Annotated in this window: 22 protein-coding genes; 9 read left to right on the top strand and 13 right to left on the bottom strand. The window is 60.2% G+C overall.

The genetic code is table 11. From position 1 onward, the window contains the following. Positions 1-4: 4 nt before the first annotated feature. From ACHEXK_RS03250 to hemC, 3 genes are read right to left on the bottom strand one after another with little or no spacing between them, the layout of a single operon-like run. On the bottom strand, positions 5-1,042 hold the full coding sequence (locus tag ACHEXK_RS03250) for a uroporphyrinogen-III C-methyltransferase (RefSeq protein ID WP_416547942.1): 1,038 nt from the start codon (positions 1,040-1,042) through the stop codon (positions 5-7). Continuing rightward, entirely contained in the window at positions 1,039-1,875 is an 837-nt protein-coding gene (locus tag ACHEXK_RS03245; RefSeq protein ID WP_416547941.1) for a uroporphyrinogen-III synthase, read from the bottom strand. Before ACHEXK_RS03245 ends, ACHEXK_RS03250 begins: the two co-directional genes overlap by 4 nt. Positions 1,876-1,889: 14 nt before the next feature. Then, on the bottom strand, positions 1,890-2,807 hold the full coding sequence (gene hemC, locus ACHEXK_RS03240; protein WP_416547940.1) for a hydroxymethylbilane synthase: 918 nt from the start codon (positions 2,805-2,807) through the stop codon (positions 1,890-1,892). Positions 2,808-2,971: 164 nt separating this feature from the next. Here hemC and ppc point away from each other — a divergent pair, with 164 nt between their 5' ends. Beyond that, entirely contained in the window at positions 2,972-5,827 is a 2,856-nt protein-coding gene (gene ppc, locus ACHEXK_RS03235) for a phosphoenolpyruvate carboxylase (RefSeq protein WP_416547939.1), read from the top strand. A gap of 47 nt (positions 5,828-5,874) precedes the next feature. Beyond that, positions 5,875-7,323: an argininosuccinate lyase gene (argH, locus tag ACHEXK_RS03230; protein ID WP_416547938.1), complete on the top strand. Its 1,449-nt coding sequence runs from the start codon at positions 5,875-5,877 to the stop codon at positions 7,321-7,323. Here argH and ACHEXK_RS03225 read toward each other — a convergent pair. Next, complete coding sequence (locus tag ACHEXK_RS03225) at positions 7,315-8,343, bottom strand: metal-dependent hydrolase (RefSeq protein ID WP_416547937.1); 1,029 nt, start codon at positions 8,341-8,343, stop codon at positions 7,315-7,317. The genes argH and ACHEXK_RS03225 overlap by 9 nt on opposite strands. A 165-nt stretch (positions 8,344-8,508) precedes the next feature. On the opposite strand from ACHEXK_RS03225, the gene ACHEXK_RS03220 reads away from it, so the two are divergent. Further along, the gene (locus ACHEXK_RS03220) at positions 8,509-9,012 is read left to right on the top strand and encodes a bacteriohemerythrin (protein WP_416547936.1); all 504 of its coding nucleotides are present in this window, start codon (positions 8,509-8,511) and stop codon (positions 9,010-9,012) included. A 92-nt stretch (positions 9,013-9,104) separates the two neighbouring features. On the opposite strand, the gene ACHEXK_RS03215 is transcribed toward ACHEXK_RS03220, so the two are convergent. Genes ACHEXK_RS03215 through ACHEXK_RS03175 form a run of 9 tightly spaced genes read right to left on the bottom strand, consistent with a single transcriptional unit; the run spans position 9,105 to position 18,573 of the window. After that, positions 9,105-9,740, bottom strand: a complete 636-nt coding sequence (locus ACHEXK_RS03215) for a Bug family tripartite tricarboxylate transporter substrate binding protein (protein ID WP_416547935.1) — start codon at positions 9,738-9,740, stop codon at positions 9,105-9,107. 33 nt (positions 9,741-9,773) lie between these two features. Next, the gene (locus ACHEXK_RS03210) at positions 9,774-10,892 is read right to left on the bottom strand and encodes an L-talarate/galactarate dehydratase (RefSeq protein ID WP_416547934.1); all 1,119 of its coding nucleotides are present in this window, start codon (positions 10,890-10,892) and stop codon (positions 9,774-9,776) included. A 12-nt stretch (positions 10,893-10,904) separates the two neighbouring features. Further along, positions 10,905-11,885 carry a Bug family tripartite tricarboxylate transporter substrate binding protein gene (locus ACHEXK_RS03205; RefSeq protein WP_416547933.1) on the bottom strand — a complete coding sequence of 327 codons (981 nt, stop codon included), beginning with the start codon at positions 11,883-11,885 and terminating at the stop codon, positions 10,905-10,907. A gap of 51 nt (positions 11,886-11,936) precedes the next feature. Beyond that, positions 11,937-13,514, bottom strand: a complete 1,578-nt coding sequence (garD, locus tag ACHEXK_RS03200) for a galactarate dehydratase (protein WP_416547932.1) — start codon at positions 13,512-13,514, stop codon at positions 11,937-11,939. A 14-nt stretch (positions 13,515-13,528) separates the two neighbouring features. Next, on the bottom strand, positions 13,529-14,821 hold the full coding sequence (locus ACHEXK_RS03195; protein WP_416547931.1) for an enolase C-terminal domain-like protein: 1,293 nt from the start codon (positions 14,819-14,821) through the stop codon (positions 13,529-13,531). Between the two features lie 3 nt (positions 14,822-14,824). After that, on the bottom strand, positions 14,825-16,114 hold the full coding sequence (locus tag ACHEXK_RS03190; RefSeq protein ID WP_416547930.1) for a TRAP transporter large permease: 1,290 nt from the start codon (positions 16,112-16,114) through the stop codon (positions 14,825-14,827). 4 nt (positions 16,115-16,118) lie between these two features. Next, positions 16,119-16,607, bottom strand: coding sequence for a TRAP transporter small permease (locus tag ACHEXK_RS03185; protein WP_416547929.1), 489 nt, complete (start codon positions 16,605-16,607; stop codon positions 16,119-16,121). 56 nt (positions 16,608-16,663) lie between these two features. Then, positions 16,664-17,626, bottom strand: coding sequence for a TRAP transporter substrate-binding protein (locus ACHEXK_RS03180; protein ID WP_416547928.1), 963 nt, complete (start codon positions 17,624-17,626; stop codon positions 16,664-16,666). A gap of 38 nt (positions 17,627-17,664) precedes the next feature. Beyond that, positions 17,665-18,573, bottom strand: coding sequence for an SMP-30/gluconolactonase/LRE family protein (locus tag ACHEXK_RS03175; RefSeq protein ID WP_416547927.1), 909 nt, complete (start codon positions 18,571-18,573; stop codon positions 17,665-17,667). Positions 18,574-18,693: 120 nt separating this feature from the next. On the opposite strand from ACHEXK_RS03175, the gene ACHEXK_RS03170 reads away from it, so the two are divergent. The 6 genes from ACHEXK_RS03170 (at position 18,694) to ACHEXK_RS03145 (ending at position 24,710) form a co-directional block, all read left to right on the top strand. Continuing rightward, positions 18,694-19,428: a FadR/GntR family transcriptional regulator gene (locus ACHEXK_RS03170; protein ID WP_416547926.1), complete on the top strand. Its 735-nt coding sequence runs from the start codon at positions 18,694-18,696 to the stop codon at positions 19,426-19,428. A 77-nt stretch (positions 19,429-19,505) separates the two neighbouring features. Then, positions 19,506-20,843 carry a glucarate dehydratase gene (gudD, locus tag ACHEXK_RS03165; protein ID WP_416547925.1) on the top strand — a complete coding sequence of 446 codons (1,338 nt, stop codon included), beginning with the start codon at positions 19,506-19,508 and terminating at the stop codon, positions 20,841-20,843. 32 nt (positions 20,844-20,875) lie between these two features. Next, on the top strand, positions 20,876-21,760 hold the full coding sequence (locus ACHEXK_RS03160) for a 2-hydroxy-3-oxopropionate reductase (protein WP_416547924.1): 885 nt from the start codon (positions 20,876-20,878) through the stop codon (positions 21,758-21,760). Positions 21,761-21,793: 33 nt separating this feature from the next. Then, positions 21,794-22,558, top strand: a complete 765-nt coding sequence (locus tag ACHEXK_RS03155; RefSeq protein ID WP_416547923.1) for an HpcH/HpaI aldolase family protein — start codon at positions 21,794-21,796, stop codon at positions 22,556-22,558. A gap of 14 nt (positions 22,559-22,572) precedes the next feature. Next, the gene (locus tag ACHEXK_RS03150) at positions 22,573-23,394 is read left to right on the top strand and encodes an NAD-dependent epimerase/dehydratase family protein (RefSeq protein ID WP_416547922.1); all 822 of its coding nucleotides are present in this window, start codon (positions 22,573-22,575) and stop codon (positions 23,392-23,394) included. 161 nt (positions 23,395-23,555) lie between these two features. Then, positions 23,556-24,710, top strand: a complete 1,155-nt coding sequence (locus tag ACHEXK_RS03145; RefSeq protein ID WP_416547921.1) for an alpha-hydroxy acid oxidase — start codon at positions 23,556-23,558, stop codon at positions 24,708-24,710. Positions 24,711-24,769 lie beyond the last annotated feature (59 nt).

Genomic DNA, 24,769 nt, shown 5'->3' with positions numbered 1-24,769 from the left:
CGGGTTACCTTCCAGCTGCGGCGGTGGCCAAGGCGGACAACGAGCCTTCAAGACGCGGACTGTCACTGGCTTTTAACTGCTCGGCCGATTGTTCCAGCAATTGCAGCATCTGTACCGTCTTGCGCGAGGACCCATCGGCATAGCGGCGCACGGTGATGGCGGCGGAGGCCAAATCAGCCCGTGCAGCGTCCTTTTGTCGTGCCAACAAACCCAGGCGCGCATTGAGCAGTTTGAGCTTGAGGTTTTCCCGCAAGAAAAAGCCCTGCTCGGGGGACAGCAAGGCCGCCTCTGGCGATTCAATGCGGCTGACCCTCACCAAGCCTTTGAGTTGGTCGGCAAATTGCGCCAAGCCAACCATCCACCAAGAAGGTGCCTGGGCCGGCTGCACAGCGCTCAAGGCACCATTCATCACCGATGAGGGCAAGGCCTGATTGGCCAAGAGCAAACCGTCCACCAAAGCCACGCCCTCGTCCAACTTGATCAACAAGCCGGGCAAATCGAAAACTTGGACAGTGCTGAGTCGATCCAAGTCTTTCTCCAACGCCCGGAGCACAGGTGCCAATCGGGGCTGAGCGGCCCGCTGCAACCGTGTTTGAGCAGATTTGAGCGCCGCTAACAAGGGCTCCAAACTGCCGGTCAACTGGGACTGCTGTTGCGCCATGCGCAGCGCTGACTCAATGTCGACCACCAAATTTTCATCGCGCGATCGCGACAAACTCTGGATCAACTCCTCCAGCTGGCTGCGCTGCAAAGCGACCTCTCCCAAGCGCGTTTCAAGCAAGGCCAAACGCGCGGCACTGTCCTTGACCGTCTCTTGAGCCTGTTTGGCCCATGCTTTGGCTTCCATCGATTGCTGGCCCGAGTCGGCGCTTTGCCGTGCCAATTGCTCTTGAATCCGTGATAATTTTTGCCACAACAACACGGTCAGTAGCAAAGCCAGAGCAGCAACAGCGATGGCCAACCACCGCCAGACGTGGCGATACGATGCCGCAGGCCCCTCAGGGTTGGCAGGATCTTGGGCAGTTTCGGGTGATGCAGTCATGCCAGCGATTTTATAGACTCGGCTTGGTCTTTCAGACCTGCAGGGACGATTTCCACCCGACCCCAACCTGCATTCAACAGGCGCTGGGCAATGCGCGGATGGGTGGCCAGCGCTCGGGCTTGACCCAAGGGCAAATCGGGACAAAGTTGCAACAAATGTTGAGCGGCCTGCGAACTGCTGAACAACCACCATGAATTCTCTTGAATGGCCTGGCGGATCCAAGCGCGTTGAGGTGCCGTCAAGACCGGGGCTTGGCGGACATAGGCCACGGTTTGTTGCACCTGAATGCCGGCATGCTCCAATTGCAAAGCCAACCAATCTCGTCCAGCCAGTTGACCTTGTGTGTCGGCGCCTCGAACAATCAACACCGTCGGCTGTGCGCCTGAACAGGACCGGGCCGCAGCCACCGCGGCTTGAGCCCGATCGGCCACCAAGGCCCAAAGCGCCTCCGAATCAAACTGAGAGGCCGTGTCGGGCGGGGAGTCAATCGACTCGGCTGGCCATCCCGCCATGAGCAAGGCAGCCTGCGTGCCAGGGCCTGTGGACCATGCTCGGCAGCTGGCCAAGCCTCCTCCCGAAGGTCGGGCCGCCATGAAAAAACGCACAGCATTGGCGCTGACAAACATCACCGCCAAATGGCTGGGCAACGTCTGCCAAATCAACCCCAATCCCGATGCGTCAGGCAAAGCCGCAATCTCGATCAAAGGCAAGGTGTCGCAAGGCACACCACAGGCGTGCAGTGCATCGGCCCAAGCACGGGCCTCGCGCTCAGGCCGGGTCACGACCACACGCCGAGAGCCAAGCTCCAAGTCCGGAGAAGGTAACCGCGCCATGCCAGCGCCAGGAATCAATGCGCGCCGCCGTCGCGCAGGGCCTGCGCCACGCTCAGACCCAGCGCTTCGGCTGCTTGCAAGCCATCGGTGCTGGCCTGTGCTGCCGCCATGACCAAAGTGCTTGGGCCTTGCGGGTCTCCCCAGGCCGCTTGCAGCTTCAGCACACCCGCCTCGATGGTGGCGTGCGCGGCCAAAGGCATGGAGCAACTGCCGCCCATGGCTCGGCTCACGGCCCGCTCGGCCGCGACCCGTCGCCACGATGGGGCATCGGCCAGCTGCGCCAGCAGGGCGCGCAAATCAGCCCGGTCACTTCGGATCTCGATTCCCAAAGCACCTTGCCCTGCCGCCGGCAGCATCTGTTCGGTCTCAAAAATATGGCGAATCCGCTCAGACAATCCCAAGCGCTTGAGGCCTGCAGCTGCCAGCACAATGCCCGCGTACTGGCCTTCATCGAGTTTGCGCAGACGCGTGTCCAAGTTGCCACGCAAGGGCTCGATCTTCAAATCAGGACGAAGTGCACGCAACAGCACCGTGCGTCGCAGGCTGGATGTGCCGACCACGGCACCTTTCGGCAAGTCCTCCAAACAGGCGTATTGCGCAGACACCCAAGCATCTCGGGGGTCTTCACGTTCCATGACGCAAGCCAGCTCAAAGCCCTCGGGCATGTCCATTGGAACGTCTTTGAGCGAATGCACCGCAATGTCTGCGTGCCCCTCTTGCAGAGCCACTTCCAGCTCCTTGACAAACAAGCCCTTACCGCCCACCTTGGACAGGCTACGGTCCAGGATTTGGTCACCCTGGGTTGTCATGCCCAGCAGCTTGACCGTGCAACCCAAGCCCTCCAACAGCGACTTGACATGTTCAGCTTGCCACAAAGCCAAACGGCTCTCGCGGGTGGCAATGACGATAGAGGGCAGCTTGGACTCGGTCACGGCGGATTTCCTGAAAAAAATTTTGATCCCATTAAAAAATGAAATCAATTGGTAATTTTGTCTCTCTCGGCGATGCTAGCATGATGTCAAGAAAAACTGACACTGGTGTGGCCAGTAGTCGACCTCCTTCCCATTGACCGCATTCATCCTCGAGCGCAGCACCCATGAAACAGGCCTCTCCCCCCAGCACTTTGCTTGCCAAAAGCCGCACCCGTGCGCCCAACCCGGCCCAAAAACGAGACAGTGAGCGGCCCTTGGTCGAAGACATCCGCTTGCTGGGTCGAATTTTGGGCGATGTGATCCGTTTGCAAGAGGGCGCTGAGGCTTACGAACTGGTGGAGCAAATTCGCAAGCTCTCCGTCGCATTCCGGCGCGACGCCGACCACGCGGCCGACAAGGCGCTGAAAAAGCTGCTCAAAAGCCTGCCCGGCGACCGCGCCGTGAGTGTGATCCGCGCCTTCACCTATTTTTCGCACCTGGCCAACTTGGCCGAAGACCGCCATCACATTCGCCGACGCGCCATCCACGAGCGAGCCGGCCACACGCAAGAAGGCAGCATCGATGTGGCATTGCAGCGCTTGCGCTGGGCTGGCATCACGCCCAAGAGCATCTCGGACATGCTGGCCACCAGCTACGTCTCGCCCGTGCTCACCGCGCACCCGACCGAAGTGCAGCGAAAAAGCATTCTGGATGCCGAGCGCGACATCGCCCACTTGTTGACCGAGCGCGACGCCATCAAGGCCCGCGCTGCGGCCGTCAATGCGGCCAAAGACGCACTGAGCCCCAAAGAACTGGCCGCCAACGAGTTGCAAATGCGCGCCCGCGTGATGCAGCTGTGGCAAACCCGTTTGCTGCGCTTCACCAAACTCACGGTGGCCGATGAAATTGAAAATGCACTGAGCTATTACGAAGCGACTTTTTTGCGCGAAATCCCCAAGCTCTATGCCGAGCTGGAAGAAGCCCTGCCGGGTCAGCCTGTGGCCAGTTTCTTGCGCATGGGCCAGTGGATCGGTGGTGACCGCGATGGCAACCCCAATGTCACCGCACCCACGCTGGAACACGCCTTGACCCGCCAAAGCGATGTGGCGCTGCGCCATTACCTGACCGAAGTGCATTACCTGGGCAGCGAGCTGTCGCTGTCGGCCATGCTGGTGCCATTTAACCCGGAAATGCTGGCCCTGGCAGCGCAATCGCCCGACACCAACCAACACCGCCAGGACGAGCCTTACCGCCGGGCGTTGACCGGCATGTACGCCCGCTTGGCCGCCACACTGCAAAAACTCACGGGCGGAGAAGCAGCCCGTCACGCCGTTGCGCCCCAAAACCCTTACCCCAGTGCTGAAGCATTTTTGGCGGACCTGCGCGTGATCGAAGCGTCTTTGTGCAGCCAGCACGCCCAAGCGCTCGCGGCCCAACGCCTGCATCCACTGATCCGCGCGGTGGAGGTGTTTGGATTCCATTTGGCCACGGTCGATTTGCGCCAAAGCTCGGACCAGCACGAAGCGGTGTTGGCCGAACTGTTGACCACAGCCCGCGTCGAGAAGCAATACAGCCAACTCGATGAACATGCCAAGCAAGCCCTGCTGCTGGGCCTGCTGAACGATGCCCGACCGCTGCGCGTGCCCGGTGTCCGCTACAGCGAACACGCCCACTCAGAGCTGGCCATTTTTGAGTGCGCCAAACGCATGCTGGTCACCTTTGGCCCCCAAGCGATACGGCACTACATCATCAGCCACACCGAGACGGTGAGCGATTTGCTCGAAGTGTTGCTGCTGCAAAAAGAAGCCGGCCTTTTGCGGGGCACCCTGGACAGCGAAGCGGTCAACGACTTGATCGTGGTGCCGCTGTTTGAGACCATTGAAGACCTGCGCAACGCCGCGCCCATCATGCGCGACTTCTACGCCCTGCCCGGCGTGGCCAAGCTGATCCAGCGCTCAGGCGGTGAGCAAGACATCATGCTGGGCTACTCGGACAGCAACAAAGACGGTGGCATTTTCACCAGCAACTGGGAGCTGTACCGCGCCGAAATTGCTTTGGTGGACTTGTTTGACAAACTGCAAAGCAGCCACGGCATCACCTTGCGCATGTTCCATGGCCGGGGTGGCACCGTGGGGCGAGGCGGAGGCCCCAGCTACCAAGCCATCTTGGCGCAACCACCGGGCACCGTGCGCGGGCAAATCCGCCTGACCGAACAAGGCGAGGTCATTGGCTCGAAATACGCCAACCCCGAAATTGGACGCCGCAACCTGGAGACCTTGGTCGCCGCCACCTTGGAGGCCACCCTGCTGCAACCCACCAAGCCTGCCACCCGCGCCTTTTTGGACGCGGCAGCTGAGCTGTCTGAAGCCAGCATGGCGGCCTACAGAGGGTTGGTCTACGACACACCCGGTTTCACCGACTATTTTTTTGGCGCCACGCCTTTGAAAGAGCTGGCGCAACTGAACATCGGCTCACGCCCTGCCTCGCGCAAGGCCCTGCAAAAAATAGAAGATCTGCGGGCCATCCCCTGGGGTTTCAGCTGGGGCCAATGTCGTCTGACCTTGCCCGGGTGGCTGGGCTTTGGCTCGGCGGTGGTCGCCTACCTGGACAGGCCCGACGCGGCCGACCGCCAGGCGGCACTGGCCCTGCTGCAAAAAATGTACCGCCAATGGCCTTTTTTCCGCACCCTGCTGTCCAACATGGACATGGTGCTGGCCAAGAGCGACTTGGCCTTGGCCTCGCGCTACGCCGAACTGGTCAGCGACAGCCGCTTGCGCAAAAAAATCTTTACCGCCATCGAGTCCGAATGGCACCGCACCGCTGACGCGCTGGCCCAAATCACCGGTGAAAAGAACCGCTTGGCGAGCAACCCGGCACTTGACAGGTCCATCCGCCACCGGTTTCCCTACATCGACCCGCTGCACCATTTACAAGTCGAACTGATCCGGCGCTACCGCGCCGGTTTGGCCGACGAACGCGTGCAGCGCGGGATCCACATCAGCATCAACGGGATTGCTGCGGGGCTGCGCAACACGGGTTGACACGTGATTTCGGGCGGCGGCTTGCCGCCCGATAAAATCCTCCACCTATGACAAACCAACTCGACAAAAAATCCCAAGCCTGGTCCGCGCTCTTTTCAGAACCCATGAGCGAGTTGGTCAAGCGCTACACCGCCAGCGTGTTCTTTGACAAGCGCCTGTGGCAAGCCGACATCCAAGGCTCTCTGGCCCACGCCGAGATGCTGGCCGCGCAAAACATCATCGCCGCCAGCGACCTGGCCGACATCCAGCGCGGCATGGCGCAAATCACGCAAGAGATCGAATCGGGCGCTTTTGAGTGGAAGCTGGACCTGGAAGACGTGCACCTGAACATCGAGGCGCGCCTGACCCAGCTGGTGGGCGACGCGGGCAAGCGCCTGCACACTGGCCGCAGCCGCAACGACCAAGTGGCCACCGACGTGCGCCTGTGGCTGCGCACCGAGATGGACCTGATCATTGATTTGCTGGCCGACCTGCAAAAGTCCCTGGTCGATGTGGCCGAGCACAACGTCGAGGTCATCATGCCCGGCTTCACCCACCTGCAAGTGGCGCAACCCGTGAGTTTTGCGCACCACCTGCTGGCCTATGTGGAAATGTTCAGCCGCGACGCCGAGCGCATGAGCGACGTGCGCCGCCGCACCAACCGCCTGCCCCTGGGCAGCGCCGCTTTGGCCGGCACCACCTACCCGCTGGACCGCGAGCGCGTGGCCCGCACCCTGGGCATGGTCGATGAAGCCGGCAACCCACAAGTCTGCCAAAACAGCCTGGACGGCGTGAGCGACCGCGACTTCGCCATTGAATTTACCGCCGCCGCATCTCTTTGCATGGTGCACATCAGCCGATTCTCTGAAGAGTTGATTTTGTGGATGAGCCAGAACTTCGGCTTTGTGCGCATTGCCGACCGCTTCACCACCGGCAGCTCCATCATGCCGCAGAAGAAAAACCCCGATGTGCCCGAGCTGGCACGTGGCAAAACCGGCCGCGTGGTCGGCCACCTGATGGGCCTGATCACCTTGATGAAAGGCCAGCCCCTGGCCTACAACAAAGACAACCAAGAAGACAAAGAGCCGCTGTTCGACACGGTGGACACACTCAAAGACACCCTGCGCATCTTCAGCGAAATGGTCGGCGGTCAAGTCAACCCCGCCACGGGCCAAAAAGAAGGCGGCATCACCGTCAACGCCGCAGCGATGGAAGCGGCCGTGAAAAAGGGCTACGCCACCGCCACCGACTTGGCCGACTACTTGGTCAAAAAAGGCCTGCCCTTCCGCGATGCCCACGAAGTGGTGGCCCACGCCGTCAAAACTGCCCAAGGCTTGGGTGTGGACTTGTCCGAGCTGCCGCTCGAGACCCTGCAAAAGTTCGACAGCCGCATCGAAGCCGATGTGTTTGGCCCGCTCAGTCTGCAAGGTTCGCTGAACGCCCGCAACACCTTGGGCGGCACCGCACCTGCGCAGGTGCGGCTGCAGATCGCACGCCACCGCAGCCGCTTAGTCTGAGCCGCCTGCCGTGCCTGGGGGCGGTACATCGCGCCCCATGAGCCGCTGCCCCAGCCAGTTCAAGCCCGCCCGGACATCCATCCGGCGGGCTTGTTGCTGGGCGGGCCCATGCGGCTGGCCGGCCACCAGTGGCGGGCCAATGTCAAAAGCAAACACGTAAGCGGGCTCTTGCCCCATGCGCAGGTCGGTCACCACCAACCGGTCCACGTCGCGTTGGATTTTGAAAAAGCCATCGGTGAAACGGCTCAAACGCTGCAGCTGAGGGTGTTGGGCGTTTTCTGCCGCCAAAGCCGCTCCCCGCGCATGGGCCACAAATCGAATGACCCTGCCGCCGTCCATGAACGCGTAAAAGCCCTCGTGAAACCGCTCGCCATCCATGGCCACCACGCGCCACAACACCGTGTTGAAAGGCGCGGGTGTGACCAACAGCTGTTGGCTGGGCAAGCCTTGCGCTTGCAAGGACTCGCGGGCGTGCTGCGTCACCCACGCTTGCGCCAGCGCACTCCAAGCCAAATAGGCCGTGCTGAAGGCCAGTGCCCATGCATTGATGCGCAAGGCCTGGCCTGTCCTTTTGATGCGCAACGCCGCGATGACGCCAGCCAGCAAAGGCAAGGAGTACAGCGGATCGACGATGAAGATGCTGCCCAAACCATAGGCCTCGTCGGTGAAAGGCTGGAAAACTTGGGTGCCATAAATGGTCATCAGGTCCAACAAAGGGTGCGTGACCAGCGCCAAGGCGATGGCCCACCACCAGCGCACACAGAGCTGGGGCTGGCGATGAACACGGCTCACGACCCACGCCATCGGAAAAGCAAAGAGCGTGAGCAAAAGCAAGGCGTGGGTCTCCGCCCGGTGCCGAATCATGTTGAGCACCGGGTCACCATGGTCGATCAGCACATCAAGGTCGGGCAACAGGCCTGCAATGCCCCCCCAGAGGGCAGACTTCCAAAGCGCAGTGCGTCGCCCCATGACGGCCACCCCAACCGAGGCGCCCAGAAGGACTTGTGTGACGGAATCCATGGTGTTGACTCAGCAGTTCAATGACAAAGGTTTCCAAGGTTAATGGCATGCGCATGCCCTGTGTCGACACAGGCCTACACCCATGGCCACGGTGTTCGCCCCTGCCACGCCAAGGCTGCACATGAAGGGGGATAATTGAGGGGCGACCAACAGCCCTCTTCAGCCATGTCACACACCGCCCAAGCCACTGCCACTGCCCCCACCTTGATGCCCTGGACCGACTCGCTCCACACGGGCGACGCCCGCATGGACGAAACGCACCAAGAGTTTGTGGACATGATCAACCAGATTTTGGCCACCCCCGAAGACCAGCAACTGCCGGTCTACAAGGCTTTTTTGGACCACACGGTCGAGCACTTTGCACAAGAAGAGCGCTGGATGCTGGCCACCGGGTTTTCCGCCGACAACTGCCACGCCGAGCACCACGCCACGATTTTGGAGACCATGCGCGTGGTCGAAGCCCATTACCTGGACAGCGATACCACCATCATCACCCGCATGGCAGAAGCGCTGGCCGAGTGGTTTCCAGGTCACGCCAACAGCATGGACGCCGGGTTGGCGGCTCACCTCAAGTCGGTGGGCTTTGACAGCGTGACCGAAACCCTGGCCGACCCCTCGGCCATCCAAAATGTGACCATGTCGGGCTGCGGCAGCGTCAGCTGCAGCTGAACCCCCTCCTCCTTTGGCCCTCCAAACTCCACAGCTTGGGAGGGATTGGGGTGCCAGGTCCAAACGCAGGCGCCGTGCCGCCCACGCGATGGTCACTCCACCGTGATTTTTTCGTCCTTGACAATCTTCGCCATGGCTGGAATTTCTGAACGCATCCATTGGCCAAATTGGTCGGGTGTCATGCCCGAGGGCTCAGCGCCCAAAGCAGTCAAACGCTCTTTGATCTCTGGCAAGGCAGCAATGCGTTGAACCTCGGCATGCAGCTTGTCGACGACCGCCTTGGGGGTACCTGCTGGGGCCACCAATTCAGCAGGGGTGTTGGCGGGCACTTGGGTGCTCACGGCCCGCAAATGGGTTGAATACGCCACCATCGCCACGGGGGCAAAGTCTTTCTCAACATTGAAGGGCAGTTTGAACAAAGCCGGACTGATCACCAGATTGCCCACGTCCATCAGCACCAGGGTGTGGCCATCAGCGGGAGATTTGGCGACCAGATCTGCGCCCAAGTTGCCACTGGAGCCGGGACGGTTATCCACCACCACGGCTTGGCCCCAGCTTTCGGTGATTTTTTGGCCAAAAATTCGGGCCAACACGTCAGACGTGCCACCCGCTGGGAATGGCACCACGATTTTGATCGGCTTGGTCGGGTAAGCCGCCTGGGCCCAAGCCGGTGCCATGGGTGCGATCAGAACCGCTGCCAAAGCGGCCAACAAACATGGCTTTTTCATCTCCATCTCCGGTTTGTAAAAAATACACAGCCATCACGCAAACTCGACACTGCCTTGTGTCCAGCGACGCGCCTGCTCACTGAGCGAGACACCCAAACCTGGCAAGTTCGGCACCAGCATGCGGCCGTCTTGGATCTGGATGCGTTCATTGAACAAGGGCTCCAGCCATTCAAAGTGCTCCACCCAAGGCTCGGTTTTGTAGGCTGCAGCCAAATGGATATGCAGCTCCATCGCAAAGTGCGGGGCCAGCATGACGCCAGCGTGTTCGGCCAGCTGCGCAATTTTGAGGAAAGGGGTGATACCGCCCACACGAGGGCCATCGGGCATCAGGAAATCGGCGGCGCGGTGGCGAATCAGGTCCCAGTGCTCTTGCACGCTGGTCAGCATCTCACCCGTGGCAATCGGGGTATCGAACTGCACAGCCAGCGCGGCATGGCCTTCATGGTCATAGGCGTCCAAAGGCTCTTCAATCCAGATCAGGTTCATCGGCTCCAAGCGGCGGCACATGCGCTGCGCGGTGGGGCGGTCCCATTGTTGGTTGGCGTCCACCATGATCGGAAAACGATCGCCCAAATGCTGTCGCACGGCGCTCACGCGCTCGATGTCTTTGTCACAGTCTGGCTGACCCACTTTGAGCTTGATACCGCCAATGCCCTTGGCCACCGAGGCCGAAGCGTTGACCAAGAGCTGATCGAGTGGTGTGTGCAAAAAACCGCCCGATGTGTTGTAACAGCGCACGCTGTCGCGGTGAGTCCCAAGCAGCTTGGCCAAAGACAAGCCTGCGCGTTTGGCTTTCAGGTCCCACAGCGCCACATCAAAAGCCCCGATGGCCTGCACTGAAAGGCCGCTGCGGCCAACCGAAGCACCCGCCCAGCAGAGCTTGTCCCAGAGTTGGGCAATGTCGTTCGGGTCTTCGCCCATCAACACTGGGGCGATTTCTTTGGCATGCGCAAACTGGCCGGGGCCTCCAGCGCGTTTGGCGTAACTGAAACCCACCCCCTCAGCGCCGTCCTTGGTTTTGATCTCGACGAACAGGATGGCGATTTCGGTCATCGGCTTTTGTCGGCCCGTCAGCACCTTGGCGTCGCTGATCGGGGTGGCCAAAGGCAAGGTGCAGGCCGAGACACGGACCCAAGAGATGGCATCGGACATGGTCGGACGCTTTTACTGGGGCTTGATGCCGGCGGTCTTGATCACACGGGTCCACTGGTCCAACTCGGATTTGACGAACTCGGTGTAAGGCTTGCTACCCTGGGACGGGATCACAAAGCCTGTCGAAGTCAGGCGTTGCTTGAAATTGGCGGACTGCATGGCTTGCGCCATGGCCGCCTCGAGCTTGTCCACGATGGGCTGGGGTGTGCCCTTGGCCACTGACAAGCCCGACCAGGACAGCGCTTCAAAACCCTTGTAGCCGGATTCGGCCACGGTCGGTACATCCGGGTAAAGCGCATTGCGCTCTTTGCTGGTCACGGCCAGTGCCCGCAGCTTGCCGGCTTTGATATGGGGCAGCGCCACATCCTGGTTCAAAAAGACCATGGGAACGGTACCGGCCAGCAAGTCGTTGAGCATGGGACCGCCGCCACGGTAGGGAATGCCCGTCAGGAAAATGCCAGCGGTCTGCTTGAACAATTCCATCGCCATGTGTCCAGAGGCAGCATGGGTGTAGCCGTAATCGAGTTTCCCGGGGTTCTTCTTGGCATGGTCCACCAACTCTTTCACCGTCTTGAACGGTAATGAAGGATGAACCAGCAGCACGTTAGGGCCCGAGTGCACTTGCGTGAGGTGAATGAAATCGGTTACCGAGTTGTACTTGATGTTGGGGTCCAGGCCATGCGCCACAGCGTTCTGGCCCACGCCGGTCTGGATGATGGTGTAACCATCTGCAGGCATCTTGACGGCGCGATCGGTGCCGACAATGCCCCCTGCGCCACCGATGTTCTCGACGACCACCGGCTGTTTGAGGACTTTGGTCAGTTCCTCGGCCATCAAGCGTCCCATGACATCGCTGGTGCCGCCGGGTGGAAAGGCCACGATCAGTTTGATCGGTTTATTGGGGTAATCCGCTTGGGCCAAGGCTTGGCCTTGGCTGAGCAAGCCCAGACCAGCAAGGCCGATCGCGGTGAGCAGTTGGCGCTTTTTCATCATCTTTGTCTCCTGGTGTTGTCGTGTCAAAAAAGTCAATGGGCGCTTGGGTTTTCAGGTGATCGGAGCCGGGTTGAAAAGCACCAGCGCGTTATGCAGCTTCCAGTGCTCGGCCCAGGTTCTTTTGCCGCTGGCGGTTTCGAGCAGCATGCGAAACAGCGCCCAGCCAGCGTCTTCAATCGTCATCTCGCCATCGGCGATCTGACCCGCGTTGAAATCCATCAGATCGTGCCAGCGACGCGCCAAGTCACTGCGGGTCGCCACCTTGACCACGGGGCAGGCTTGCAGGCCATAGGGGGTGCCGCGGCCGGTGGTGAACACATGCACATTCATGCCAGCGGCCAGTTGCAAAGTGCCGCAGATGAAATCGCTGGCAGGCGTGGCTGCGAACACCAAGCCTTTTTGATCAGGCTTGAGCTTGTCGCCGGGCGCGAGCACGCTGGCAATGGCGCCGCTGCCGCTCTTGATGATGGAGCCCATGGCTTTTTCGGCGATGTTGGACAAACCACCTGCCTTGTTGCCCGGCGTGGTGTTGGCGGTGCGGTCCACGCGACCACGGTCGAGGTATTGGTCGTACCAACCGAGTTCGCGCACCACATCTTCGGCCACTGCTTGTGTAGCTGAGCGGCTGGTGAGCTGCTCCACCGCATCACGCACTTCGGTGTTTTCAGAAAACATCACCGTGCCACCCGAGCGCACGATCAGGTCGGCCAAGTAGCCCACCGCTGGGTTGGCGGTCACGCCAGAAAACGCGTCGCTGCCACCACACTGAACCCCTACCACCAGCGCACTCGCTGGTACCGTCTGGCGCTTGCGAGCATTCAAGCGTTCCAAGTGGGGTTTGGCACGCAGCACGATGTTGTCGATCATGGACATGAAGCCAACATGCTCATCATCTTGCAGGCACACCAGGTCGGGGCCTTGCTCCTTGTCACGGGTATCGTGGATCGGGAAGCTGCCGGGTGGCAAGAGGCGCGAGGGTTGCAGCTTCTCGCAACCCAAGCTGACCACCATGACCTCGCCGCCAAAATTAGGGTTCAGGCTGATGTTGCGCAGGGTGCGGATAGGGATCTCGGCGCCTGGCGCGTCAATGGCCACACCACAGCCATAACTGTGCTCCAAACCGACCACACCGTCCACATTCGGGTAAAGCGGCAGCAACTCGCGCTCAATGCGTTCCACCGCAATCTTGACCACACCCGCCACACATTGCACCGTGGTGGTGATGGCCAGCAGGTTGCGCGTGCCGACCGAGCCATCGGCATTCACATAGCCTTCAAAGGTATGGCCCTCGAGCGGTGCCCAAGCCGGTGCGGGCTGGGTGGCCATGGGCAAACCTTGCAGCTCGCGTGCAGCCGGAATGTCGAGCAAACGCTCATGTACCCAGCGGCCTGCTGCAATGGATTCGCGGGCGTAACCCACGGGCACGTTGTAGCGGAGCACGGCTTGACCCGCAGCGATGTCGGTCAAAGCCACCTTGTGGCCCTGTGGGACCTTGTCACACAACACCAGACCGGTCGCAGGCCCTTCGGGCATGACGGTGCCAGCAGGCAATCCGCCATCGTTGGCAATGATGGCCACGTTGTCATCCGGGTGCATGCGGATGGCCAGAGGGCGAGTGGGTGTGTTCATGTCCATCAAAGTACTCAAAAGCGGGGCTGTCTGCCCGTGAAACTGGGGTCGTATTTGCGCATTTGGCCCAGGTCATCGCGGTTGCGAATGCCGCAATCCACGTAGTTGTTGTGCAAACGGGCCAACGCTTCTGGATCGATGGCGACGCCCAAGCCCGGTGTGCGCGGCACACGCAGGCTGCCGTTTTCAAACTGCAAGCGACCGCCCTGCACCACCTCGTCGTCTTGCCAGGGGTAATGGGTGTCACAGGCGTAGGCCAAATGCGGCACCGAAGCGGCCAGATGTGTCATCGCCGTCAGGCTGATCCCCAGGTGCGAGTTGGAGTGCATGGACAGGCCCATGTCAAAGGTCTGGCAAAGGCGCGAGAGCTGCTGCGTGGTGCGCAGCCCACCCCAATAGTGGTGATCAGACAGCACGATGCGCACTGGGCAGCCCAGGCGCACGTTCTCAGCAAATTCTTTGTAGTCCGTCACCACCATGTTGGTGGCCAAGGGCACGTCACATTGCTGGGCAATCGCGGCCATGCCGTCCAGCCCGGGCGCAGGGTCTTCGCAATACTCCAGCACGCCGCGCAGCTGCTCAACCACTTTGAGGCTGGTGGCGACGGTCCAGTTGGCGTTGGGGTCGATGCGCAGGGGTGCCCCCGGAAAAGCTTGGGCCAGTGCCAGCAGCGCCGCCACCTCCTGCTCAGGCGGCAAGGTGCCCGCTTTGAGCTTGATGCTCTTGAAGCCATATTGGGCGATCATGTGCCGAGCCTGAGCCACCATTTGTTCGGGGCTCAGACCTTCGCCATAGGCATCTGCGCTGTACGGCTTGTCAATGTGTTCTGCGTATTTGAAAAACAGGTAGGCGCTGAACGGCACGGCATCGCGTGCGGCACCGCCCAGCAAATCCACAATAGGGGCGCCAGCCAGTTGGCCTTGCAAATCGAGCATGGCCACCTCAAAAGCGCTGATGACCTTGGCCACGTTCTTGGACACATGGGTACCGGGTGCCAACGAAATTTGTTCGCCCAAAAACTCCGAAGCCTTTTGGCCTGGCGCCACCAACGCGGCCACTCGGGTCTCCATGGTGTTCAGGTCCCAAGGCGAGAGGCCCTGCAAAGCGGGTGCGGCTTGGGCCAGCACATCCAGCATGGACTGGTCGCCATAGGTCTCGTTGATGCCCACGCGCCCGCAAGCTGTTTCGATCTCAATGATCGAGCGCAAAGCCCAGGGCTCGTGGATGCCTGCCGCGTTGAGCAGGGGCGGATCACGGAAAGCGATGGGTGTGATGCGGATATGACGGATGGCCAAGGTCATCACCATCACTCACTTGAGCAAATTCGGCAGCCACAAAGTGAACGCAGGCACATAGGTCACCAAGAGCACGGCCACAGTCAGCGCACCGTAAAAAGGCGCGATGGTGCGCATCACCTGCCCCACCGATATGCCGCCAATCGCGCAGCCGACAAACTGCACCGAGCCCACAGGTGGTGTGTTCAGACCTAACGCGCAATTGATCAGCAGCATGATGCCGAACTGCATCGGGTCCATACCGAAGTGCATGGCAATCGGCATGAAGATCGGCGTGCAAATCAAGATGGTGGCCGCCATGTCGAGGAAGGTGCCCAAAATGAACAACAAGATGTTGATCATCAAGAAGATGATCCACGGCTCTGTGGTGATTTTTTGCATCAGCGCACCGGTCATCTGCGGCACCTCATACAAGGCCATGAAATAACCGAAGGCGTTGGAAATGCCAATCAAAAGCAGCACCACGCCAGTGGTTTTACAGGCTTTGGCGCAAGCCTTGAGAAAGTTCTGAAAGGTCAAGGTTCGGTAAACAATCACCGTGACAAACAAGGCCCAGGCCACAGCAATCGAGGCCGACTCGGTCGCGGTGAACGCACCCGACAAAATACCGCCCAAAATGATGACCACCACAAACAGGCCGGGCAAAGCCGCGCCAAAGGCCTTGATCACTTCGAGCCAACCGGGAAAATTGCCGTGCACCGGGTAACCGCGGCGCACCGCCACCCAATAAGCCGCGCCCAAATTGCACAGCGTCAATATGATCGCGGGCACCAGGCCAGCCAAGATCAAGCCCAGCACACTGACCGAAGCCAAACCTGAAGCCGCCAACGTGAAGATGATCATGTTGTGCGAGGTGGGCATGATGGCGCCCACCAAAGCCGCGTGGGTGGTCACGTTCACTGCGTAGTCGGCGTCGTAACCTTCTTTTTTCATGAGCGGAATCATGACCGAGCCCATGGCCGACACATCGGCCAGAGGTGAGCCAGCGACACCGCCAAAGATGGTGCAACCGATCACATTGCTCATGCCCAGACCACCGCGCACATGGCCCACCAGGCTGTTGGCGAAACGCACGATGCGGTCGGCAATGCCGCCATAGAGCATCAACTCACCGGCAAACACAAAAAACGGAATGGCCAGAAAGGAGAACACCTGCATGCCCCCCACCATTTTTTGGAACACCATGGCGACCGGCAAACCGGCAGCCATGATGGTGGCCACAGACGACAAACCGATGGCAAAGGCCACCGGTACGCCCAGAATCAAAAGGAGCGTGAAGCTCAGCGCAAGGATGGTCAATTCCATGGCATCAATCCCAAACAGGTTCAACCACTTTGCCTTGCATGAGCGCAACAATGTGTTCAATGGAGAAAAGCAAAATCAAAGCGCCGGCGATGATGACCGGCACATAGTCGATGCCGTCGGGCACGGGCAACATGGGCTTTTTCTCACCCCACTTGGCGCTGGCCCAGAGCCAGCCGCCTTGCACCATCAAGAAGCCAAACAGGCCCACCAAACCATGGATCAGCACCTCGATGCGGTGCTGCCATTTTTCGGGCAACAAGATCACCAAAGACTCCAGACCAATGTGACCGGCATCACGCACACCCACGGCCAAGCCGAAGGCGGTGACAAACAACACAATAAGCATGGCCAGCGCTTCGGCCCAGGTAGGCGTGTCATTCAAGACATAGCGGCCGATGACTTGCCACTGCACACACAAGATCACAGCGATCAGGCCAACGACGGCCAGCACCAAGCAGATCTTGGAGACAGTCGCACAAAATTTGGTGAACATGAAAAGCTCCAACCCCCGGCTACGCACCGGGGGCATTCGGAATGACAATGACGCGATTACTTGGTGTCTTGGATCGCTTTGATCGCACGCTTCATGTCAGGCGTGGTCATGAACTTGTCGTACACCGGGCCCATGACGGCTTGGAAGGAACGCTTGTCCACTTCAACAATCTCGGCACCTGCGGCCTTCACGTTGGCCAGCGATTTGCCTTCCGCCTCGTCCCAAGCCTTGCGCTGCACGGCCACAGACTCTTTGGCCGCTTGGCGAATCATGGCTTGTTCGTTGGCTGGCAACTTGTCCCACACCACTTTGGACATCACCAAAATCTCAGGGGCCATGGAGTGCTCGGTCTTGGAGTAAACCTTGACGGCTTCCACATGCTTGGCGGTGTCAAAAGACGGGATGTTGTTTTCTGCCGCGTCGATCAAGCCAGTCTTCAGACCGGTGTACACCTCGCCATAAGGCATGGGCGTGGCGTTGGCACCCATGGCACTGACCAAGGCCACCCACAGGTCAGATTGCTGCACCCGAATTTTCATGCCCTTGGTGTCGGCCACTGTTCTGATGGGTTTTTTGGCATAAATGGAGCGTGCACCGCTGTCATAAAAAGCCAGGCCCACATAGCCCACCGACTCGCAGCTTTTCAAGATTTCTGCGCCAACAGGGCCGTCCAGCGACTTGCGCATGTGCTCGACCGAGCTGAACAAGAAGGGCATGGTGGGCACCATGGTCATGGGGCAGACACCATTCATGGGCGCCACGTTCACGCGCACCAGATCGAGCGCACCGATCTTGACTTGGTCGATGGTTTCTTTTTCCGAACCCAAAGCGCCTTTGTTGAAGACCTTGATCTTGTGCTTGCCACCCGACAATTTTTCGAGGACGCTGCTCATGTGCTTGACCGCGACCACGGTGGGGTAGTCGTCGGCGTTATGGATATCGGCCGATCGGAATTCTGTCGCTTGGGCAGAAAAAGCCAAAGCAGCAGCAATGGCCATCAGGGATTTATTCAGTTTCATGGGGGTGTCTCCTGGTTTAAGTGGATTGAAAAAACACGTTACACACTGGCGGGAAAACGAGAAAAAACAGGCTCCGGCAGTCCACGCACGCCAGGCTGCAAGGTGATCACAGCGCCACTGAGGCCACGGTTGGCGTGTGTGGTTTGTGCGGGAATGATGGAGGTCACCAACATCTGGTCCAGATCGGCGCCACCGAAGGCGCACATGGACGGCTTGGGCATGGGCACCGTGAGCGATTGCTGCCACTGACCCTGCGCATTGAAAGCGTGGATCTGCCCGGCGTCGTTGCCACAGATCCAATAATGCCCTTGCGCATCGACGGCCGCGCCATCGGGACGACCGGGCCAGTCGTTCATGTCGACGAACAAGCGTTGCTGGCTCAAATGGCCCGTGGCAGCATCCAGATCAAAAGCCCAGATTTTTTGCACCTTGGGGTGCGAATCCGACAAATACAAGGTGCGGCCATCGGGGCTGAACCCCAAGCCGTTGGGCGTGAGCAAGCCCCTGACGTGCGGGCCCGACAGGCCCCGCTCGTCCAGGCAATACAGACCGCCCTGGTCAGAAGCCAACGACATGTCCATCACCATGGTGCCCACCCAAAGGCGGCCACTGGCATCACAACGCCCATCGTTGAAGCGCATGCCCGGTACAGGGTGTTGAACCTGCGCCAACCAAACCAAGTCCACCTGACCGTCTGCGTGCAAGGTCACACGAGCGATACCGCTTTCCATGGCGGCAATCAATTGACCCTGAACCGGTGTGAGTGCAATGCACCCCACGCGCTCGGGCATCCGCCAGGACTGCACAGCCTCGGCCTGGCCCATGACGGTGCAGCGAACGAAAGCGCCTTCGATGTCCACCCACCACACACGCTGGGCACGAACATCCCAAATGGGAGATTCCCCCACTCGGTCGGGCACATCAGCAATCGTCTGGTAAGAATTCATGAAAAGGTGGCCATCCACTGTGGTGTTCTGATACATTGACCTGCGTGAGCAAGCAGTGATCGGTTGTCGTACAAGTTAATTATGCAGGCTCGCTCACAAACAGGAATGAGTATTTACCCGATGAACAGCCAACCCAACATCCCAGAAAAACGCAAATCGCGCAGCTTGACCTTCGAATTGGTGGATCAACTCAGCACCGAAATGCAAAACGGCACCCTCATCAGCGGCCAAAAACTCCCCACGGAAGCGGCCATCATGGCGCGCTTCGGCGTGAGCCGAACCGTTGTCAGAGAAGCCATATCCAAACTGCAAGCAGGCGGTCTGGTGGAGACACGGCACGGTATCGGCACCTTCGTGCTGACGCAGACAGACACCCCCTCTTTTCGGGTCAACCCCAACCAGTTAAGCACTTTGCACGACGTGATTGCCTTGCTGGAGTTGCGCATCAGCATTGAGACCGAAGCTGCAGCATTGGCGGCTGTGAGGCGTACAGAGGGGAATTTGCGCATCATGCAAGAGGCCATGCTGGCCTTTTCCAGCGCCATCGAAGAAGGCCGAGATGCCATTGCTGCCGACTTCCAGTTTCACCATGAAATTGCCCGCGCCACCCAAAACAGCCACTTCGCCGACATGATGAACTCACTGGGCGCGCAGTCCATCCCCCGAGCTCGCTTGGAAACCACGCCCCAGATCAACCGCATCAGACTGGCCTATCTGCGACGCGTTCACGAAGAACACGAAAACATCCTCAACGCCATCACCTCGCAAGATGCCGAATCGGCACGCGCCGCCATGCGCACCCATTTATCCAACAGCCGAGACCGGCACAAAAAGGGCGCTTCGGGCCAACACTGACATCGCCATTCAGGGTAAACACGCATCGTCAAAAGACACACAAGTTGTACGATGTCTTTTCAATTAAGTCTATTTTCATGTCCAAGCCCTCCTCCACTCCCACCGTGACCCGCATGCAGGTGATCCCTGTGGCCGGCCACGACGGCATGCTGCTCAACTTGAGTGGCGCGCATGGTCCGTTTTTCACCCGCAACATCGTCATCCTGACCGACTCCTCAGGCCACACGGGCCTGGGCGAAGTGCCCGGTGGCGAAAAAATCCGCCAAACGCTGGAAGACGCCCGCCCCCTGGTCGAAGGGCAAGCCATTGGCCATTACAACCAAGTGCTCAACGCCATGCGCCAGCAGTTTGCCGACCGCGACAGCGGTGGCCGGGGCAACCAAACCTTTGACCTGCGCACCACCATCCACGCCGTCACCGCCGTCGAGTCGGCATTGTTGGATTTACTGGGCCAGCACCTGAACGTGCCCGTCTGCGCCCTCTTGGGCGATGGGCAGCAACGCAGCCGCGTGCAAATGCTGGGCTATCTGTTTTATGTAGGGGACCGCCAGCAGACCGATCTGGCGTACAGGAGCGAACCCGATCAGGCCGACGACTGGTTGCGCCTGCGCCACGAAAAAGCCATGACAGCCGAGGCCGTGGTGCGATTGGCCGAAGCCGCGCAAGCCCGCTATGGTTTTCAGGACTTCAAACTCAAGGGCGGCGTGCTGCGCGGCGAAGAAGAAGTCGAAGCCGTGGTGGCGCTGCACGAGCGTTTTCCCAAAGCGCGCATCACGCTCGACCCCAATGGCGGCTGGTTGCTCAAAGACGCCGTTCGCCTCTTGCGCGACCACCGCAACACCATGGCCTATGCCGAAGACCCTTGCGGCGCAGAAGGCGTGTTTTCAGGCCGCGAAGTCATGGCCGAGTTCCGCCGTGCCACAGGCTTGCTCACGGCCACCAACATGGTGGCCACCGACTGGCGCGAGATGGCCCACAGCATCCAGCTGCAGTCGGTGGACATCCCGCTGGCCGACCCGCATTTCTGGACGCTGCAAGGCTCGGTGCGCGTGGCGCAGCTGTGCCAGATGTACAACCTGACTTGGGGTTCGCACTCCAACAACCACTTCGACATTTCGCTGGCCATGTTCACCCAATGCGCCGCTGCCGCGCCGGGCAAAGTCACGGCCATCGACACGCACTGGATTTGGCAAGACGGCCAGTTCCTCACCCGAGACCCGCTGCAAATCCAGGATGGCTATGTCGATGTACCTGCCAAACCCGGCTTGGGCATCGAGGTGGACATGGACGCGGTGATGCAAGCGAACCAGCTCTACCAACAACACGGCCTGGGCGCTCGCGATGACGCCATCGCCATGCAATACCTGATCCCCGGCTGGAAATTCAACAACAAAATGCCTTGCATGGTGCGCTGAGCACCCGGGCCATTCACCTCAAAGGAAACACCATGAAACTCGGATTCATTGGCTTGGGCATCATGGGCGTGCCCATGGCCGGGCACCTGCTCGCGGGCGGCCACGACGTTTTTGCTTTTTCGCGCAGCGGCGTGCCTGCTGCTGTGCTCGAACAAGGCGCCAAAGCCTGCGCCAGCCCAGCCGAAGTCGCGCAAAACGCCGACATCATTTTCACCATGGTGCCCGACACCCCGCATGTGCAAGACGTGCTGTTTGGCGAGCAAGGTGTGGCCAAAGGCCTCAGCGCAGGCAAAACGGTGGTGGACATGAGCTCCATCTCGCCCATCGCCACCAAAGCATTTGCAGCCAAGATCAAGGCACTCGGTTGCGATTATCTGGACGCCCCCGTCTCCGGCGGCGAAGTCGGCGCCAAAGCGGCCAGCCTGACCATCATGGTCGGCGGCAGCGAGGCGACTTTCAACCAAGTGCAACCCCTGTTCGCTTTGATGGGCAAGAACATCACCCTGATCGGTGACAACGGCAGTGGCCAGACCTGCAAAGTGGCCAACCAAATCATCGTGGCGCTCAACATCGAGGCCGTGGGCGAAGCCCTGCTCTTCGCGGCCAAAGCCGGTGCCGACCCGGCCAAAGTGCGCCAAGCCCTGATGGGCGGCCTGGCCACCAGCCGCATCCTGGAACTGCATGGCGAGCGCATGATCAAGCGCACCTTCAATCCGGGCTTTCGCATCGAGCTCCACCAGAAAGACCTGAACCTGGCGCTGGAAGGCGCCAAGGCCATGGGCCTGAGCCTGCCCAACACGGCCAACGCGCAGCAACTGATGAACACCTGCGTGGCGCACGGCGGCGCAGGCTGGGACCACTCCGGCATGGTGCGTGCACTGGAGATCGCGGCCAATTTCCAGGTTGCTGGCAACTGAACTTTCCCTCATTCCACCCAAGAGAACAACACCATGGACATGCCCATCAACCATTTCAAACACGCCATCCAGTCCGGCCAAAAGCAGATCGGCCTGTGGTCGCACCTGTGCAGCAACATCAGCACCGAGATCCTGGCGCACTGCGGTTTTGACTGGCTGCTGCTGGACATGGAGCACTCACCGAACGACCTCACGGAAATCGTGGCGCAATTGCAGGCCATGACAGGCAGCCCCACCACGCCCATCGTGCGCCCACCGTGGAACGACATGGTGACCTTCAAGCGCCTGCTCGATGTGGGCGTGCAGACCCTGCTGGTGCCCTACATCCAGAACGAAGAAGAAGCCCAACAAGCGGTGTCCTACACCCGTTACCCACCCCATGGCGTTCGCGGTTATGCGGGGGCGCCCCGCGCCAGCCACTATGGCCGGGTGAAGGGTTACGCCCAACACAGCAGCGAAGAAATTTGCGTTCTGTTGCAGGTGGAAACCGTAGAGGGCCTCAAAAACATCGAAGCCATTGCCAACGTGGACGGCGTGGACGGTGTGTTCATCGGCCCTGGCGACTTGTCGGCAGCCTTGGGCCACTTGGGCAACCCCAAGCACCCCGAGGTGCTCAAGGTCATTGACGAATCCATCGCACGCATCCGCGCCTGCGGCAAAGCGGCGGGCATCTTGACGGGCGACGAAGCCCTGGCCAAACACTATGTCGACCAAGGCTGCCTGTTTGTGGCCGTGGGTGCGGATCAAAACGTGCTGCGCGACAGCGCCACCGCTTTGGCGGGCCGTTTCAAAGCCTGAACAGGACAACCCACATGCTCAACACCCCTGCTTCCACCATCCGATTCCCCCGCTTGCTGCTCACAGGCGCTGGCGGCAATCTGGGCAAAGAATTGCGCCCTCGCCTCAAAGCCTATTGCGATGTGCTGCGCGTGAGCCATCGGCGCGAGCTCGATGCAGCAACGCCCGGCGAAGAAATCCAATTGGCCAGTCTCGAAGACAAAGACCAGATGCTGGACTTGCTCGACGGCGTGAACGCCGTGGTGCACATGGGCGGCGTGTCCACCGAACAGGCCTGGGAGCCTATTTTGGCGGGCAACATTGTGGGCATGGTCAACCTGTACGAAGCTGCGCGCCTGAAGGGCGTCCAGCGCATCGTGTTTGCCAGCTCCAACCATGTGACCGGTTTTTACCGCCAAGATGAAGTCGTCAACACCCGCATGCCGCCCAAGCCCGATGGCTTTTATGGCCTGTCCAAAGCCTTTGGCGAGGACCTGGCCCAGCTCTACTGGGACCGCTGGGGCATCGAAACGGTGAGCCTGCGCATTGGCTCCTCGTTCACAGAGCCGCGAGACCGCCGCATGCTGGCCACTTACCTCAGCTACGACGACTTAGAGCGCTTGGTGGTGGCGGCCCTCACCGCCCCCATCGTCGGCCACAGCATCATCTACGGCATGTCCGACAACCAAACCACCTGGTGGGACAACACCCACGCCAAGCACATCGGCTACCGCCCACTGGACTCCTCTGACGTTTTTCGGCCTGCGGTTGAAGCCCGACAGCAAACCATCGACAAGCACGACCCGGCAGCGGTGTACCAAGGCGGCGCATTCGTCAAGGCCACGCCCCACGGTTGAACACAGTGCCCCCAGCCTGCACTCAGGCCAGGAGGCACGCGTGGACCATGCCCGTCAAAAATTTCAATCGGGCTGTCCCACGTTTCACAACACCCGGCACAGGCTGCGGCTACGATGGGCGACTTTCAAAAAATCGCCTCACACCCTGCAGGAGACAGCCCATGCCCGTGATCACCAACATCGAAGACCTGCGCGTTTTGGCCGAAAAGCGCGTGCCGCGCATGTTTTATGACTACGCCGACAGCGGCTCCTGGACCGAGGGCACCTACCGCGCCAACGAAACGGACTTCCACAAGATCAAGCTGCGCCAGCGCGTCGCGGTGAACATGGAAAACCGCACGACTGCCACCCAAATGGTCGGCATCGACACCAAAATGCCCGTGTGCATTGCCCCCGTGGGCCTGACCGGCATGCAGCATGCCGACGGCGAAATGCACGCCGCCATGGCCGCCAAGAAGTTCGGCATCCCCTTCACGCTGTCCACCATGAGCATCTGCTCGATTGAAGACATCGCCGCCCACACCCAAGCCCCGTTTTGGTTTCAGCTGTACATGATGCGCGACCGCGAGGCCATGGCCCGCATGATCGACCGCTGCAAGGCCGCCAACGTCAGCGCCATGGTGCTCACACTTGATTTGCAGGTGATTGGCCAGCGCCACAAAGACCTCAAAAACGGCCTGACCGCCCCCCCGCGGCCGACGATTGCCAACATCATCAACCTGATGACCAAACCGCGCTGGTGCCTCGGGATGGCCGGTACCAAACGCCACACTTTTGGCAACCTGGTGGGCCACGTCAAAGCCGTGACCAACATGAAGTCGCTGGCCTCGTGGACCAACGAGCAGTTTGACCCGACCCTCAACTGGGAAGACATCGCCTGGGTGAAGAAGCAATGGGGCGGCAAGCTGATCTTGAAAGGCATCATGGACGTGGAAGACGCCAAGCTGGCCGTGGCCAGCGGCGCTGACGCGATTGTGGTGAGCAACCACGGCGGCCGCCAGCTCGACGGCGCACCCAGCAGCATCGAAGCCCTGCCCGCCATCGTGGCCGCTGTGGGCGACCAAATCGAAGTCTGGATGGACGGCGGCATCCGCTCGGGCCAAGACGTTCTCAAAGCCTGGGCCTTGGGTGCCAAAGGCGTCATGATCGGCCGCGCCATGGTCTATGGCCTGGGTGCCATGGGCGAAGCAGGCGTGACCAAAGCGCTGCAAATCATCCACAAAGAGCTGGACGTGACCATGGCCTTTTGCGGCCACACCAACATCCAGAACGTGGGCACCAACATCTTGTTGCCCGGCACCTTCCCCACCGCATGAATGCAGCGCCTGGGCTTCTCGCCGTGCGCGAGTGGCCTTCGCGTGGCGCTATGCTTCTA

This window comes from Limnohabitans sp. DCL3 (genome assembly GCF_048019295.1).
Lineage (GTDB): Bacteria > Pseudomonadota > Gammaproteobacteria > Burkholderiales > Burkholderiaceae_C > Limnohabitans_A.
The sequence above is the reverse complement of the archived record's forward strand: the minus strand, read 5'-3'. Positions and strand labels throughout refer to the sequence as shown.

What these genes read in the sequence shown, in the direction of transcription:
- ACHEXK_RS03250 (WP_416547942.1), bottom strand. Translation starts at nt 1,042, where the DNA reads ATGACTGCATCACCCGAAACTGCCCAAGATCCTGCCAACCCTGAGGGG.
- ACHEXK_RS03175 (WP_416547927.1), bottom strand. Translation starts at nt 18,573, where the DNA reads ATGAATTCTTACCAGACGATTGCTGATGTGCCCGACCGAGTGGGGGAA.
- ACHEXK_RS03150 (WP_416547922.1), top strand. Translation starts at nt 22,573, where the DNA reads ATGCTCAACACCCCTGCTTCCACCATCCGATTCCCCCGCTTGCTGCTC.
- ACHEXK_RS03225 (WP_416547937.1), bottom strand. Translation starts at nt 8,343, where the DNA reads ATGGATTCCGTCACACAAGTCCTTCTGGGCGCCTCGGTTGGGGTGGCC.
- ppc (WP_416547939.1), top strand. Translation starts at nt 2,972, where the DNA reads ATGAAACAGGCCTCTCCCCCCAGCACTTTGCTTGCCAAAAGCCGCACC.
- garD (WP_416547932.1), bottom strand. Translation starts at nt 13,514, where the DNA reads ATGAACACACCCACTCGCCCTCTGGCCATCCGCATGCACCCGGATGAC.
- ACHEXK_RS03190 (WP_416547930.1), bottom strand. Translation starts at nt 16,114, where the DNA reads ATGGAATTGACCATCCTTGCGCTGAGCTTCACGCTCCTTTTGATTCTG.
- ACHEXK_RS03145 (WP_416547921.1), top strand. Translation starts at nt 23,556, where the DNA reads ATGCCCGTGATCACCAACATCGAAGACCTGCGCGTTTTGGCCGAAAAG.
- gudD (WP_416547925.1), top strand. Translation starts at nt 19,506, where the DNA reads ATGTCCAAGCCCTCCTCCACTCCCACCGTGACCCGCATGCAGGTGATC.
- ACHEXK_RS03210 (WP_416547934.1), bottom strand. Translation starts at nt 10,892, where the DNA reads ATGTCCGATGCCATCTCTTGGGTCCGTGTCTCGGCCTGCACCTTGCCT.
- ACHEXK_RS03180 (WP_416547928.1), bottom strand. Translation starts at nt 17,626, where the DNA reads ATGAAACTGAATAAATCCCTGATGGCCATTGCTGCTGCTTTGGCTTTT.
- ACHEXK_RS03195 (WP_416547931.1), bottom strand. Translation starts at nt 14,821, where the DNA reads ATGGTGATGACCTTGGCCATCCGTCATATCCGCATCACACCCATCGCT.
- ACHEXK_RS03160 (WP_416547924.1), top strand. Translation starts at nt 20,876, where the DNA reads ATGAAACTCGGATTCATTGGCTTGGGCATCATGGGCGTGCCCATGGCC.
- ACHEXK_RS03245 (WP_416547941.1), bottom strand. Translation starts at nt 1,875, where the DNA reads ATGGCGCGGTTACCTTCTCCGGACTTGGAGCTTGGCTCTCGGCGTGTG.
- argH (WP_416547938.1), top strand. Translation starts at nt 5,875, where the DNA reads ATGACAAACCAACTCGACAAAAAATCCCAAGCCTGGTCCGCGCTCTTT.
- ACHEXK_RS03205 (WP_416547933.1), bottom strand. Translation starts at nt 11,885, where the DNA reads ATGATGAAAAAGCGCCAACTGCTCACCGCGATCGGCCTTGCTGGTCTG.
- ACHEXK_RS03170 (WP_416547926.1), top strand. Translation starts at nt 18,694, where the DNA reads ATGAACAGCCAACCCAACATCCCAGAAAAACGCAAATCGCGCAGCTTG.
- ACHEXK_RS03215 (WP_416547935.1), bottom strand. Translation starts at nt 9,740, where the DNA reads ATGAAAAAGCCATGTTTGTTGGCCGCTTTGGCAGCGGTTCTGATCGCA.
- ACHEXK_RS03185 (WP_416547929.1), bottom strand. Translation starts at nt 16,607, where the DNA reads ATGTTCACCAAATTTTGTGCGACTGTCTCCAAGATCTGCTTGGTGCTG.
- ACHEXK_RS03155 (WP_416547923.1), top strand. Translation starts at nt 21,794, where the DNA reads ATGGACATGCCCATCAACCATTTCAAACACGCCATCCAGTCCGGCCAA.
- ACHEXK_RS03220 (WP_416547936.1), top strand. Translation starts at nt 8,509, where the DNA reads ATGTCACACACCGCCCAAGCCACTGCCACTGCCCCCACCTTGATGCCC.